At 62.2% G+C, this 13,508-nt stretch carries 9 protein-coding genes and 1 pseudogene; 3 read left to right on the top strand and 7 right to left on the bottom strand.

Annotation, left to right across the window (positions count from 1 at the left end):
- Positions 1-158: 158 nt before the first annotated feature.
- The 3 genes from AAGW23_RS18510 to uvrD form a co-directional block, all read right to left on the bottom strand.
- Positions 159-1,004 (bottom strand): Tim44 domain-containing protein, encoded by an 846-nt coding sequence (locus AAGW23_RS18510; RefSeq protein WP_342407778.1) that lies wholly within the window; start codon positions 1,002-1,004, stop codon positions 159-161.
- A 134-nt stretch (positions 1,005-1,138) separates the two neighbouring features.
- A complete protein-coding gene (locus tag AAGW23_RS18505; protein WP_342407777.1) occupies positions 1,139-2,248 on the bottom strand; it encodes a TRAP transporter substrate-binding protein in 1,110 nt (369 codons plus the stop codon).
- Between the two features lie 56 nt (positions 2,249-2,304).
- The gene (gene uvrD / locus AAGW23_RS18500; protein ID WP_342407776.1) at positions 2,305-4,494 is read right to left on the bottom strand and encodes a DNA helicase II; all 2,190 of its coding nucleotides are present in this window, start codon (positions 4,492-4,494) and stop codon (positions 2,305-2,307) included.
- Positions 4,495-4,780: 286 nt separating this feature from the next.
- On the opposite strand from uvrD, the gene AAGW23_RS18495 reads away from it, so the two are divergent.
- Positions 4,781-7,621 (top strand): EAL domain-containing protein, encoded by a 2,841-nt coding sequence (locus tag AAGW23_RS18495; RefSeq protein WP_425540838.1) that lies wholly within the window; start codon positions 4,781-4,783, stop codon positions 7,619-7,621.
- A 158-nt stretch (positions 7,622-7,779) separates the two neighbouring features.
- Here AAGW23_RS18495 and yegQ read toward each other — a convergent pair whose 3' ends face one another.
- A complete protein-coding gene (gene yegQ / locus AAGW23_RS18490; RefSeq protein WP_342407775.1) occupies positions 7,780-9,150 on the bottom strand; it encodes a tRNA 5-hydroxyuridine modification protein YegQ in 1,371 nt (456 codons plus the stop codon).
- A 151-nt stretch (positions 9,151-9,301) separates the two neighbouring features.
- Between yegQ and AAGW23_RS18485 the strand changes: the two are divergent.
- Positions 9,302-9,759: pseudogene (locus AAGW23_RS18485) on the top strand (DUF2243 domain-containing protein).
- Complete coding sequence (locus AAGW23_RS18480) at positions 9,756-10,565, top strand: cytochrome c oxidase assembly protein (protein WP_342407774.1); 810 nt, start codon at positions 9,756-9,758, stop codon at positions 10,563-10,565. The pseudogene AAGW23_RS18485 and the gene AAGW23_RS18480 overlap by 4 nt, the downstream one beginning before the upstream one ends.
- 36 nt (positions 10,566-10,601) lie before the next feature.
- Here AAGW23_RS18480 and AAGW23_RS18475 read toward each other — a convergent pair whose 3' ends face one another.
- The 3 genes from AAGW23_RS18475 to AAGW23_RS18465 form a co-directional block, all read right to left on the bottom strand.
- On the bottom strand, positions 10,602-12,029 hold the full coding sequence (locus tag AAGW23_RS18475) for an aspartate kinase (protein WP_342407773.1): 1,428 nt from the start codon (positions 12,027-12,029) through the stop codon (positions 10,602-10,604).
- A gap of 97 nt (positions 12,030-12,126) precedes the next feature.
- The gene (thpD, locus tag AAGW23_RS18470) at positions 12,127-13,035 is read right to left on the bottom strand and encodes an ectoine hydroxylase (protein ID WP_342407789.1); all 909 of its coding nucleotides are present in this window, start codon (positions 13,033-13,035) and stop codon (positions 12,127-12,129) included.
- 69 nt (positions 13,036-13,104) lie between these two features.
- Positions 13,105-13,503, bottom strand: coding sequence for an ectoine synthase (locus AAGW23_RS18465; RefSeq protein WP_102837104.1), 399 nt, complete (start codon positions 13,501-13,503; stop codon positions 13,105-13,107).
- Between the last annotated feature and the right edge of the window lie 5 nt (positions 13,504-13,508).

Here is a 13,508-nt window from a genome sequence, read left to right as displayed (position 1 = left end):
GTGCGGTCGAGGGGCTGGTCGGGCCCGTTCAACGCTACGGCGCGGCTCAGTCGTGCGCTCGGGAACCAAGGGCGATGCGCAGACAAAAAAAAGCCCCGCCAGGTGGCGGGGCTTATTCGAACGAGTCCGAACAGAGTGGAGTCGTCTCAGGCAGAGGTTCAGGCGTTCTGGCGGATGCCTGCCACCAGCCACGGCTGGTTTTCGCCCTGCGCGCGCTCCATACGCCAGCTTTCGCTAAACGGCTCGCCTTGATCGAAGCGTGAGTTCTTCGACATCCCAACGAAGGTCAGGGTCGCGACGGTCTTGTCGGCCTGGTCATCGACGCCGTCGAGCTGAATCTGCAGGTCATCGATATAGGTGGACTGGTAGGCATCGCCGATCTCGGCACGTTCACGCTTGAGGAATTCGAACAGCTGCGGCGTGACGAACTCGCTGATCTTGTCCATCTCGTTGGCGTCCCAATGCTGCTGCAGCGAGAGAAAGTGTTCGCGCGCGGCCGCCACGAAGTTCTGCTCGTTGAACCAGGCTGGGGCGTTGATCACTGGGGCAGCAGTCGGGCGAGCGGCGCTGCTGCCGCCGAAAATCGATTGCTGTGCAGGCATTTCACGCTGCATCGGTGCGTTCGCGTGTCCGGCCATGGCCGGTTGCTGCTGGCGACGACGCGCGGCGAGGAAGCGGAACAGCAGGAAGGCGATGCCGCCGAAGATCAGGATGTCCATGAACTGGATGCCTTCAAAGCCGTCACCCATGAACATGGAGGCGAGCAGGCCACCGGCGGCGAGACCGGCCAGCGGGCCTAGCCAGCGCGACGCGCCACTGGCGGCGGCGGGCGTCTGGCGACCTGCCTGGTTCGGCGCGGCTTGAGTCTGTTGCGGCGCCTGGCGGGTTTGATGGCTAGGCGCCGAGCCGAAGCTCTTGCCACCGCCGAAGCGTTTGGCATGAACGTCGAGGCTGAGGGTCAGGCCGATACACAGCGCCATGAAAATGCTGAGCACACGTTGCATTTGGTATTCCTGGATTGGACGAAGATACGAAGCGGATGGTGCACGCCCCAATGCGGGCGCGCCAGTTGCAGAGTGTTTCGGGCTTTTGCTCCGCTGCGCTTAGATGGTCAGGCAAGCGCAGCGGCTCATCTGACTTAGCGCCAGTTATACAGCTCTTTCTCGGAGATCTCTTGCATCGGCTTGACCTGCGCCTGGAACGCTTTCATCGACGCCCAGATACGGCCGTTCAGCTCGCTTTGTGCGGCCAGTTCACCGAGGACAACGTCGGACTGCTCGCGCATGGCGTTCAACACCTCGTCAGGGAAGCGCTTGAGTTGCGCACCTTGTTGCTTGAGCTGGTCGAGCGCCATGGCGTTGTTGTAGACGTAGTCGTCGATCATGTCGCGGCTGGCGGCGCCGGCGGCCTCGGTGAGGATGGCGCGCAGGTCGTCCGGCAGGCTGTCGAGGGCCTTCTGGTTGACCAACAGTTCGAGCACGGCCTGGGGCTCCTGCCAGCCAGGGTAGTAGTAGTACTTGGCTGCCTTGTGCAGACCAAAGGCCAGGTCGTTGTACGGGCTGACCCAGTCGGTGGCGTCGATGGCGCCGGTCTGCAGGGCGGTGAACACTTCGCCGCCGGGCATGTTGACTGTGGTCGCGCCTAGACGGGTCAGCACTTCGCCGCCCAGGCCGGGAGTACGAATCTTCAGGCCCTGCAGGTCCTGCAGTGAATTGATTTCCTTGTTGAACCAGCCGCCCATCTGCATGCCGGTATTGCCGACTACCATCGGCTTCACACCGTAGGGGGCGTAGGCTTCGTCCCAGAACTCCTGACCGCCGCCGCGGGTCAGCCAGGCGTTCATTTCGCTGGTCGACAGGCCGAACGGGACCGAGGTGAAGAACTGCGCCGTCGGCACCTTGCCCTTCCAGTAATACGCTGCGCCATGACCGAGTTCGGCGGTGCCACGGGAGACGGCGTCGAACACTTCCAGGGCGGGGACCAGCTCACCGGCGGCGTAGACCTTGATGGTCAGGCGGCCATCGCTCATGGCCTCGACCCGATCGGCCAGACGCTGGGCGGCAGTGCCCAGGCCGGGGTAGTTCTTCGGCCAGGCGGTGACCATCTTCCAGTTATAAGTTTCGGGCGCTTCGCTGGCGGCAGGCTTGGGCTCGGCGGTGGGTTCGACTTTCTTTTCGTCGTTGCAGCCTGCAAGGCTGAGGGAGGCAAGCAGGGCAGCGGCGGCACCAAACAAGTGACGGCGTTTCATGAATGGCTATTTCCTTTGGCGAATTTTGTTAGTATCGATACAGGTTGACGTAAACGTCATAGCGCTTCCAGTTTGGCATAACTGAGCATCAACCACTTGCTTCCTTCATCTTCGAAATTCACCTGCACGCGCGCCTGAGCACCGGAGCCTTCGAAGTTGAGGATGGTGCCCTCGCCGAATAGCGAGTGGCGTACACGCTGACCAAGGTTGAATGGGGTATCCGGTACATTGGCGCCGTCAAACAGTGAGCCGCCACTCATGCCGCGGGTGTTGAAGCTGCGGCTGACGGTATTGCTCAGGCGCACCTCGCTGATCAGCGCCGGAGGCAGTTCGCGAATGAAGCGCGAGATCTTGTTGTAGGTCTCGCTGCCATACAGCCGGCGAGTCTCAGCGTAGGTGACGATCAGCTGCTGCATGGCGCGGGTGATACCGACATAGGCCAGGCGGCGTTCCTCTTCCAAGCGGCCGGGCTCTTCCAGGCTCATCTTGTGCGGGAACAGGCCTTCTTCCATGCCGACCAGGAACACCAACGGAAACTCCAGGCCCTTGGCGCTGTGCAGGGTCATCAGCTGCACGCTGTCTTCGTGGTCGCCGGCCTGCTGTTCGCCGGCCTCCAGCGAGGCGTGATCGAGGAAGGCGGCGAGCGGAGTCTGCTCGTCTTCCTGGTCTTCGCTGTAGTTGTCGAAGGCGCGAGCGGCGGAGACCAGTTCCTCAAGGTTTTCCACGCGTGCCTGGGCTTTCTCGCCTTTCTCGTCACGGTGGTAGGCGAGCAGGCCGGACTGTTCGATGACCAGCTGCGCCATGTTGTGCAGCTGCATGCCTTCGACCTTCAGGGCCAGCATGTCGATCAACTCGACGAAGCCGTTCAGTGCGCTGGCGGCACGGCCTGATACCACCTTGGTGCCGACCGCCTGGTGCAGCGCGGCCCACATCGAGGTTTCCTGCTGGCGGGCCAGCTGGCGCAGGGCTTCGACGGTTTTTTCGCCGATGCCACGTGCCGGCACATTGATCACCCGCTCCAGCGCCGCGTCGTTGTCCCGCGCCTGAATCAGGCGCAGGTAGGCCATGGCGTTCTTGATCTCGGCGCGCTCGAAGAAGCGCTGGCCGCCGTAGATCCGGTAGGGGATGCGTTCGCGCAGCAGGGCTTCTTCAAGTACTCGGGACTGGGCATTGGAACGGTAGAGAATGGCGATCTCGCTGCGGCTCATACCGTCGCGGATGGCTTTCTCGATGCTCTCTACGACATAGCGCGCTTCGTCGTGTTCGTTGAAGGCGGCGTAGAGGCTGATCGGCTCGCCTTCGCAGCCTTCGGTCCACAGTTCCTTGCCGAGACGGCCCTGATTGTTGGCGATCAGCGCGTTGGCGGCCTTGAGGATGCAGGCGGTGGAGCGGTAGTTCTGTTCCAACCGGATGGTTACCGCGTCTTGGAAGTCTTCGCTGAACTGGTGCAGGTTTTCCACCCGTGCGCCGCGCCAGCCGTAGATCGACTGGTCGTCGTCACCCACCACCATCAGGCTTTCGCCGCCCTTGGCCAGCAGGCGCAGCCAGGCATACTGCACGGCGTTGGTGTCCTGGAACTCGTCCACCAGGATGTGCCGGAAGCGGCGCTGGTAGTGATCCAGCAGGCCGGGGTTGTCGCGCCAGAGGTCCAGCGCGCGCAGCAATAGCTCGGAAAAGTCGATGACCCCGGCGCGGGCACAGGCTTCTTCGTAGGCCTGGTAGATGCTCAACATGGTCGCCAGGAACAGGTCGCCGCTGGGCTGGATGTTTTTGGGCCGCAAGCCTTCGTCTTTCTGCCCGTTGATCCACCATTGCGCCTGACGCGCCGGCCAGCGTTGCTCGTCGAGGCCGAGTTCGCGGATCACCCGCTTGACCAGCCGTTGCTGATCGTCGGAGTCGAGGATCTGGAAGTTCTGCGCCAGCTTGGCTTCCTGCCAGTGCGCGCGCAGCAGGCGGTGGGCCAAGCCGTGGAACGTGCCGACCCACATGCCTTGCGGGTTGACCTTCATCAGCTGCTCGATGCGCTGGCGCATCTCGGCGGCGGCTTTGTTGGTAAAGGTTACTGAAAGAATCGAGTGCAAAGATGCGCGCTCGACCTGGTGCAGCCAGGCGATACGGTGCACCAGCACGCGGGTCTTGCCCGAGCCGGCACCGGCGAGGACCAATTGACGACCCAGCGGCGCGGCCACGGCCTGGCGCTGGGCATCGTTGAGGGAGTTCAGGAGAAGAGAGAGATCGTCATGCATGGGCGCCATTCTAGCCGGAAATTCGACTGACTCGCTCGTGCAACGGATGGGGTGCTAGAGGGCCAACGGCAGAGGGTGGACTGGTCTGTTGAAGGCGAGGCAGGCACCAGGCGACGGGCGGGCCTTGGGTTACGGAGCCTGTAAGTATCCAGCTGATCCATACCTGCGTATCGTCAATATGGTCTTTGGTCGGACAGACGATGACCGAGCGCTAGCATCGTGCCATTATCGGGGCGTACCTCAAGGCACGCTTAATGCTCCAGACATCCATTACAAGAACAACCCGATGATCGATTCCGCACAAGCTAATCCGTCGGCGTCAATGGCCATGGAGGACCACGCCGCTTTCAATCTTGCAGAGAGCGACCAGCGGGCCGAGCGCACGCGGCTGCTCTATGAGGGCTCACGACTCGCGCTGCTGCTGATGATCATCACCAGCCTGGTGTTTCCCGCCGTGCTCTGGACTGAAGGCCCTAAGCTGCAATTGGCGATCTGGTCGGGAGTGACCTTTGCGCTGGCGGTGCTGCGGCTGCAGCAGACGCGCCGTTTTGCCAAAGCCAGCGCGGCGGAACAGCAGCAACCTCGCTGGTATAGGACCTTTCTGCTAGCCAGTGTCGCCAGTGCGGTGACGCTGGACTACGCCATCATCGAGCTGGCGCTCGACGGGCCGTTTTTGCAGCAGACGATACTGCTCGGCTCGCTTGCCTCGGTGTTCTTTGCCGGGTGCGTGGCCTGCGGCGTGTCGCTCCGGGCGTTCGGTGCGTTTGCCATCCCAGGGCTGCTTCCCGCAGCGGTTGTGCTGCTGGGCAGCGGTGAGCCCCAACTGCAGGGATGGGGTGTGCTGGCGGCGATCGTGTTGCTCACGCTGAGCATGATTGCCTGGCAAATGAACCGAGTGGTCACGGCCAGCCTGGCCCAAAGTCTGCACAACCAGCTACTGATCTGGCGGCTGGAAAGCATGCGCGGCCAAGCCATCGAACTGAACGGCGAGCTGGGTCGGGAAATCGAGCAACGCCGTCATGCCGAGGGCCAGCTAAGGGAGGCTTTCGATGGGCTCGAGCGGCGCGTGATCGAGCGCACTGCCGCGCTGCATGAAAGCGAGGCACGCCTGAGCTTGGCGCTGGAAGCCAGCTCGCTGGGCATGTGGGATTGGGACATGGTCAATGGCGAGGTCCTTCATTCGAGAATGGACGTAGTTTTTGGTGTAGGCCTGAGTGACCGACTGTTGCTGGTCGACCAGCAGCGTCCTGAGGTGCATCCGGAAGATGGCCCGCGTGTCCGGCAGGACATGATCGATCACTTGAAGGGCAAGACCGACAGCTATGCCGTGCAATACCGGGCGATGCTGAGCGACGGTAGTTCCGTATGGATCGAAGACCGTGGGCGCGTCACCGAGCGCGACGCCAACGGGCGGGCCTTGCGCATGATCGGAACCCGGCGAGACATCAGCGAGAGCCATCGTCAGGCCGAGCAATTGCGGCTGGCTGCGACGGTGTTCGAGGCGGCGGGCGAGGGCATGGCGATCATGGACCCCGAGTTCAATCTGCTGGCGGTTAATCAGGCCTGCTGCGAGCTGTCCGGTTTCAGCCGAGCCGAACTGATCGGCAGAAGCGTCGCCCTGTTGGCCAGCTCCGAGGACAGCCGCCAGCAATATGCGGCGATTCGCGAAAGCCTGGCGCAACACGGCAGCTGGCAAGGCGAGCTGATCGAGACCCGCAAGAACGGCGAGGTCTATCCGCAATGGGCGCAGATGCGCGTGGTTCGCGACCGGCACGGCAATATTACCAACGTGGTCGCGTTCGTTTCCGATCTCAGCGTCAGGCGCCAGGTCGAGGAGCGTCTGCGGTACCTGACCCACTTCGACGAGCTGACCGGGCTGGCCAATCGCAGCTTGCTCAAGGAGCGTCTACACAGCGCCTGTGAGCGTAGTCGCGGCAGTAACCGTGGGCTGGCGGTGCTCTATATCGATCTTGATCGTTTCAAGACGCTGAACGAAAGCCTGGGGCACGAAGCGGCTGATCAGCTGTTGCGTGAGGTCTCGCGCCGTCTGTCCCACACCCTGTCGGACGCCGACACCATTGCCCGTTTGTCCGGTGATGAGTTTGTGGTGGTGCTCGAAGGGTACGGCAGCCTGGCCACCCTGGCGCACAGCGGTAGCCGTCTGCTGTCGCGCATCAGCAAACCCATTCAGATCGACGATCAGGAGCTGGTCATCAGTGCGTCCATTGGTGTCAGCCTCATGCCTGACAACTCACGGGAGGCGACCTCGCTGCTGTTGCAGGCAAACATGGCCATGCAGCATGCCAAACATCTGGGCGGCAACACCTTGCAGTTCTTCACCGAGCGCTTGCAGGTGTCGAGCCTGGAAAATCTCAAGCTGGAAAACCAGCTGCGTCGCGCCGTCGAGGAAGGCCAGCTGGAAGTCTTCTATCAACCGCGGTTGAGCGTGAAGGAAGACAGCCTGGATGCGGCCGAAGCGCTGGTGCGCTGGCGGCATCCGCAGAAAGGCCTGATTGCACCGGGCTTTTTCATTCCACTGGCCGAGGAAACCGGGCTGATCATCCCGCTCGGCGAGTTCGTGCTGCGCGAGGCCTGCCGACAGGCGCGTCAATGGCAACTCGACGGGCTGGCCGCGATTAGGGTTTCGGTGAACCTGTCGGTCAAGCAGTTGCGCCAGGGCAATTTCGTCAGCCTGGTGCGCCAGGTGCTGGAGGAGACCGGGCTTCCTGCCGACCGGCTCGAGCTGGAACTGACTGAAAGCCAGCTGCTCGATGACATCGACAATGCCATCAACATCAGCCGCCAGTTGCGCGCGCTGGGCGTGAAACTGGCCATCGACGACTTCGGTACCGGCTATTCCTCGCTGAGCTACCTCAAGCGCTTCCCGGTGGACTACGTGAAGATCGACCGTTCATTCATTTGCGAACTGGATCAGGTCGGCGAGGATTCGGCCATCGTCCGGGCCATCATCGCCATGGTCCACAGCCTGGAGCTGAAGGTTGTCGCCGAGGGTGTCGAAACCCAGGCACAGGCGGATTTCCTCAAGGCTCACGGCTGTGACGAGATGCAGGGTTACCTGATCAGCCGGCCAGTGCCGCCTGAGGAGTTCGTCAAACTCTTGGTTTAATGGTGCGGGCTGGGCTTTTGCTGCCTGTAGGGTGGGCTTCAGCCCACCGCTTGCTCTGCGCCAGACCAACTGCTGGAGGGCTGAAGCCCGCCCTACGGCTGTCGCGGCAGAACCCGCCACGCGGCGGAGCGGGTCCTGAGCCAGCGCCGTGCTGGCGGCTAGCCGCGGGTGGTGCCGCCGTCCAGCTGCCGCATCACCAGTGCATACCGCAGATCCACCGTATCCGGGACCGGCAGGTAGAGCACATGCCCGTCACCGGGCGCTATTTCGGTGCGTTCGCCGCGCTTGTTCTCCAGCGCGTCCAGGCGGAAGTTCAGGTTGCCCTGAGGTGTCATCAGCTCCAGGCGGTCGCCAACGGCGAAACGGTTCTTGACGATCACCTCGGCCAGCCCGTTGCGGCGCTCCCCGGTCAGTTCCCCGACAAACTGCTGACGGTCCGACAGCGAGAAGCCACGCTCGTAGTTCTGGTATTCGTCATGCACGTGACGACGCAGAAAGCCCTCGGTATAGCCGCGGTGAGCCAGGGATTCCAGGGTGTCCATCAGCGACTTGTCGAAAGGCCTGCCAGCGACCGCGTCGTCAATGGCCTTGCGGTAGACCTGTGCGGTGCGCGCCACGTAGTAGTGCGATTTGGTCCGGCCTTCGATCTTCAGCGAGTGCACGCCCATCTGCACAAGCCGCTCGACATGCTGCACGGCGCGCAGGTCCTTGGAGTTCATGATGTAGGTGCCGTGCTCGTCCTCGAAGGCTTCCATCATTTCGCCGGGACGGCTGCTGTCCTCCAGCAGAAATACCTGATCGGTCGGCGCGCCGGCACCCAGGGTTGGCTGGGTGTCGCCTGACCCAAGCTGCTGCACCGGTATCGGCTGGTACTGCTGGACGATGTTGCCCAGCTCGTCTTCCTTGCCCTCGTGAGCCCTGTATTCCCAGCGGCAGGCGTTGGTACAGGAACCCTGATTGGGGTCGCGCTTGTTGATGTAGCCCGAGAGCAGACAGCGCCCTGAGTAGGCCATGCACAGCGCACCGTGGACGAAGACCTCCAGTTCCATGCCCGGCACCTTTTCACGGATCTCGCCGATTTCCTCCAGCGACAACTCGCGGGAAAGGATCGCGCGGGTCAGCCCCTGCTGGCGCCAGAACTCGACGCTGGCCCAGTTCACCGCGTTGGCCTGGACCGAAAGGTGGATCGTCATCTCGGGGAAATGCTGGCGAACCAGCATGATCAGGCCGGGATCGGACATGATCAGCGCATCCGGGCCCATCGCCACCACCGGCTCCAGGTCCTTGATGAAGGTGCGCAGCTTGGCGTTGTGTGGCGCGATGTTGACCACCACGTAGAACTGCTTGCCTTGGGCGTGCGCTTCATCGATACCCTGGCGCAGATTGGCGTGATCGAACTCGTTGTTGCGCACGCGCAGGCTGTAGCGCGGCTGCCCGGCATAGACCGCGTCGGCGCCGTAGGCAAAGGCGTAGCGCATGGATTTCAGGGTGCCGGCGGGCGACAGCAGTTCGGTGCGAGGGTGGGTCATGGTGCGGTGGCTCTGTATACCGACAAAAAGTGTGCGGATTCTACTGAGTTGGCCCGCGCTTTTCGCCCCGTAAGGTCAAGTCGATGGCGAACTCCTGCGGCGGGCCCCAGTCACTTTTAAACAGGGCTTGAGTCGAGCGCACCGAGTTCCGATGCAGGCCAACCCGTTACCACCGGAGGCCATCTTGAGCGCTAACACTGTCGATGCCAGAGGCAGCCTGACCGCGACGAGCTTTCTCGGGATTGGTCTGATGGCGGCGATCGATGAGATCGTGTTCCACCAGATCCTCGCCTGGCACCATTTTTCGACCGGTCAGCGCCTGCGATCTCGCTCCTGTCCGATGGGCTGTTGCACTCGGCTGACCCGCTGATGTTGGCGGCCCGGTTTGACCAGTTCGTTCGGCTGAGTCGTGATCAAGTGTTGTCGCGCTGGCACGCCTGGCCGGGAATGTTGTTCGGAGCCGGAGGCTTTCAGCTGTTCGACGGCGTTGTCGATCACAAGGTGCTGCGTTTGGGCCAGGTGCGCTACGTCGAAAATCTCTGGCTCTACGACCTGGCCTGGAATGGCTTCGGTGCCAGAACGCGGCAGCGCGGGATGAGCGACCCGTGAGTCATGATACGCATCTGCTGACCCTCGCCGGGACCTTCATGCTGGTGCTGGTGACGCAAGGGTTGTGGTTTGCCTATGTGCTGGGCGTCCGTGCACAGCGCAGGCGTCGCAAGGTCTGGCATTGCTGGCGGTTGGTCAGTTTCAGCCTGGGGTGCGGGTTGTTAGTGGTGGCCTTCTCGCCGCCCATGGTCGAGTGGGGGCACTCGGATCTGCGTGGCCACATGGCCCAGCACCTGTTGCTCGGCATGTTTGCCCCCATCGCCCTGATGCTCGGAGCGCCGGGCACCCTATTGCTGCGCAACATGCCGGTAACCACCGCACGGCGCATCACCGATTTCGCGGCGACCGTGCCGGTGCGTTGCCTGAGCCATCCCGTCACCGCGTTGTTTCTGAATATCGGTGCGCTGTTCCTGCTCTACCTTACGCCGCTGTATCAGTTGAGCTTCAGTGAGCCCCTGCTGCACATCTGGTTGCACCTGCACTTCGTGCTTGCCGGCTACCTGTTCAGTTGGTCCATTGCCGGCCCGGATCCGGCGCCCCATCGCCCGGGGATGCGTTTGCGGTTGCTCGTACTGTTCGCCGCTATCGCCGCTCACGCGGTGCTCGGCAAGTTGATGTATGCCTATGGATTTCCCCGAGACGCGGGTCTTGAGCTGGCGGAAATCGAAGCGGCTGCACAGCTGATGTACTACGGTGGCGACCTGGCCGAGCTGATCCTGGCGCTGGTGTTCTTTGCCGGCTGGTATCGGCGGCGCAAGGCGTCCGAATCGACCAGCGAATGGCAAACGGCAGACCGCCAGAGCTAGCGCGAGCCAGATCCGGCGGTCGGTGTTACGGAGTGGTTACGCCGCGGCGATCACGTCACCGTGGTTTTCCGGCTCGATCAGCGCGCGGTGCAGGGCTGCGACGGCGTCGTCGTAGTCTTCCTCATTGACCACACACTGCATCTCGACCTGGCGGATCGACTGATGCACCGCCTGGATGCTGATGCCGGCACCGGCCAGTGCGGCCACGGTCTTGGCGAGGATGCCTTTGACTTTGAGGTCAGAGCCGATCGCCGAGACGATGGCGACGTTGTGCACGGTTACTTCCGCCGCCGGGTACTTTTCCTCGATCAACCGCGCGGCGCGGTTGATCAGCTTGCGCGAGCCGGAGGCGTAGTAAGTGATGCTGTTGGCGTCGGAGTCCTTGTTCACCACATAGAGACGCAGTTGCTTGAGCAGCTTGCTGATCTCGATGTCGTAGCCGATGTCACCGAGCATGTCTTGGTCGAACACCTCGATGCCGAAGACGTCCTTGCGCCCAGCGATGATCTCGACGCAGGGCCGCTCGCTCTTGTAGTCCTGACTGATGAGCGTGCCGGCGTGCTCGGGTTCGAAGGCATTCTTGATGCGCAGTTCGATTCCTGCGCGGCGCAGGGTCTTCGCTGCACGTGGGTGAATCGCTTCCATGCCCAGGTTCGACAGCTGGTCGGCTACGTCGTAGTTGGTACGGCCGATGGTGACTACCTTGTCCGCGCCGACCAGATTCGGGTCGGCGCTGGAGAGGTGGAATTCCTTGTGGATGATCGCTTCGCGGGCGCCGGTGGCGGCAGCAATCTGGGCGAAGGTGATCTCGCTGTAGCCGCGGTCGAAGGTGTTCATCAGGCCTTCGCTGCAATGTGTGTAGCCGGTGGCCACCACCAGTTCGCGGGACAGGTCCACCTCTTCGAAGCTGTGGCGCACCATCTCATCGAAGGGCAGCGGTGCGTCGCGGTGCCAGCCGGTGAGGTCGACCATCTTCGCGTTGATGCTGCGATGCTTGAGCGCCAGCACGGAGTTGAAGGCTGAGTGCGCTTCGCCGAGCGAGGCGAGCATCTCGCGCACCTTCATCAAGTGCTCGTCGAGCTGGAAGTGACCATAGGCGCAGAGGCGTTGCAGGCTGCTCATGCACTCGCGCGCATCGTCGATGCGCGAGTTGATGAACTGGTTGGCCGCGCGCAGCTCGAACGCGCCGAACAGCTCGGCATTCTTGTCGAGCATGCGTGTGCGCACGGTTTCGAGTGCCTCAAGCCAGGCGCCCTCACTGCGGGCATCGGCGAAGCGCTGGTAGACGCCCGGTTCTCCGGTCTTCTTGTGTTCCAGCAGCAGATTGGTCATGCCGCTGTAGGCCGATACGACGAAGACGCGCTGATAGAGCTCGTCGCCTTTGCGATGGCCAATAAAGATGTTGTTGAGCAGTTCTTCGAAGCGGCTCATGGATGTGCCGCCGATCTTTTCTACGGTATGCATCGATTCATCGTCCCGTCTTGGGGTTGAATTTTCATCCCTGGGCCGCCTCTCGGCCGCCAACAAAGATCAGGCCCGATATGCGGGCCTGATGGATACGTCAGAGATACTGTTGTGGCTTGATCTGCAGAGGCTCGAAATTCTCGCGCTCACCGACAAAGGCCGGGCGTGGCGAGAGGCCGCAGAACGGGGCCTGCGCGGCATTATCTACATGGTTGTAGACATAGAACAGATTGCTGCGCGCGCTGGGGGTGATGTTGCTGTTGGAGCCGTGCATGGTGTTGCAGTCAAAAAACACCACACTGCCCGCCGGACCGGTGGCGGTATCGATGCCATAGCGATCCGCGAGGCGGGTCAGGCTATCGTGATCCGGTACGCCGAACTCCTGCTTGCGCAGCGACTTCTCGTAATGATTCTCCGGCGTCGCGCCGACGCAGCGGATGTAATGCTTGTGCGATCCGGGCACCAGCATCAGCGGACCGTTGTGCGGCTCGTTGTCGGTGAGGAGGATCGAGCAGCTCAGGGTGCGCATGCGCGGCAGGCCGTCTTCGACATGCCAAGTCTCGAAATCGGAGTGCCAGTAGAACTCCTTGCCGGTGAAGCCGGGTTTGAAGTTCATCCGCGACTGATGCACATAGATGTCACCACCGAGGATGAAGCTGGCGATGGCGGCGATGCGCTCGTCGCTGGCGACACGGGCGAACAGCGGGTTATCGGCGTGGATGGCAAACACCGAGCGAATCGCGCCGCTGTCGGGTTCCTTGATGGTCTTGCCGGACTCGGCAACGGCCGGGTCCTGACGCATGCGGTCGAGCTCTTCGCGGAATACCGCGACTTCCTCGGCGCTGAACAGATTGGGGATGACCAGGTAACCGTCACGCTCGAAGCGTTCGATCTGGTCCGGGGGAATTGGGGCGTTAGCCAGGTCATTGCGGTAAACGACCGGATCCAGACGCTCTTGCCAGCTGGGTTCGTCGTGCTGGCGCGAAGGGTACAGGTCGGCTTGCACGGGGTTCACTTTAAACTCTCCTTGAATCGGGTGTCGCAGGGCGGGGTGCAGCCGCCCTGCGGAGTCGCATCAGACTACGGTTTCGGCTTCAAGCGGATACACACCGCTTTCGTCATGCACTTCTTTGCCGTTGAGCGGCGGGTTGAACACGCAGGCCATCTTCATGTCCTCGCTGCCGCCACGGAGCAGGTGCTCGTCGTGCTTATCGAGGATGTACAGCGTGCCGGCCTCGATCTTGTAGATCTTGCCGTCTGCGATGGTTTCGATCTCACCGTTGCCGCTCATGCAGTACACCGACTCCAGATGGTTCTGGTAGTGGATGTGCGTTTCGGTGTTGGCGTAAATGGTGGTGATGTGGAACGAGAAGCCCATCTTGTCATCCTTGAGCAGCATCCGGGTGCTGTCCCAAGTGTCGGTCTTGATCTTGCGGTTGGACTGCTCGCATTCGGCCAGGGTACGTACGATCATCTGAT

This window comes from Stutzerimonas chloritidismutans (assembly GCF_038562055.1).
Lineage (GTDB): Bacteria > Pseudomonadota > Gammaproteobacteria > Pseudomonadales > Pseudomonadaceae > Stutzerimonas > Stutzerimonas chloritidismutans_A.
The sequence above is the reverse complement of the archived record's forward strand: the minus strand, read 5'-3'. Positions and strand labels throughout refer to the sequence as shown.

What these genes read in the sequence shown, in the direction of transcription:
- AAGW23_RS18505 (WP_342407777.1), bottom strand. Translation starts at nt 2,248, where the DNA reads ATGAAACGCCGTCACTTGTTTGGTGCCGCCGCTGCCCTGCTTGCCTCC.
- AAGW23_RS18465 (WP_102837104.1), bottom strand. Translation starts at nt 13,503, where the DNA reads ATGATCGTACGTACCCTGGCCGAATGCGAGCAGTCCAACCGCAAGATC.
- yegQ (WP_342407775.1), bottom strand. Translation starts at nt 9,150, where the DNA reads ATGACCCACCCTCGCACCGAACTGCTGTCGCCCGCCGGCACCCTGAAA.
- AAGW23_RS18510 (WP_342407778.1), bottom strand. Translation starts at nt 1,004, where the DNA reads ATGCAACGTGTGCTCAGCATTTTCATGGCGCTGTGTATCGGCCTGACC.
- uvrD (WP_342407776.1), bottom strand. Translation starts at nt 4,494, where the DNA reads ATGCATGACGATCTCTCTCTTCTCCTGAACTCCCTCAACGATGCCCAG.
- AAGW23_RS18495 (WP_425540838.1), top strand. Translation starts at nt 4,781, where the DNA reads ATGATCGATTCCGCACAAGCTAATCCGTCGGCGTCAATGGCCATGGAG.
- AAGW23_RS18475 (WP_342407773.1), bottom strand. Translation starts at nt 12,029, where the DNA reads ATGCATACCGTAGAAAAGATCGGCGGCACATCCATGAGCCGCTTCGAA.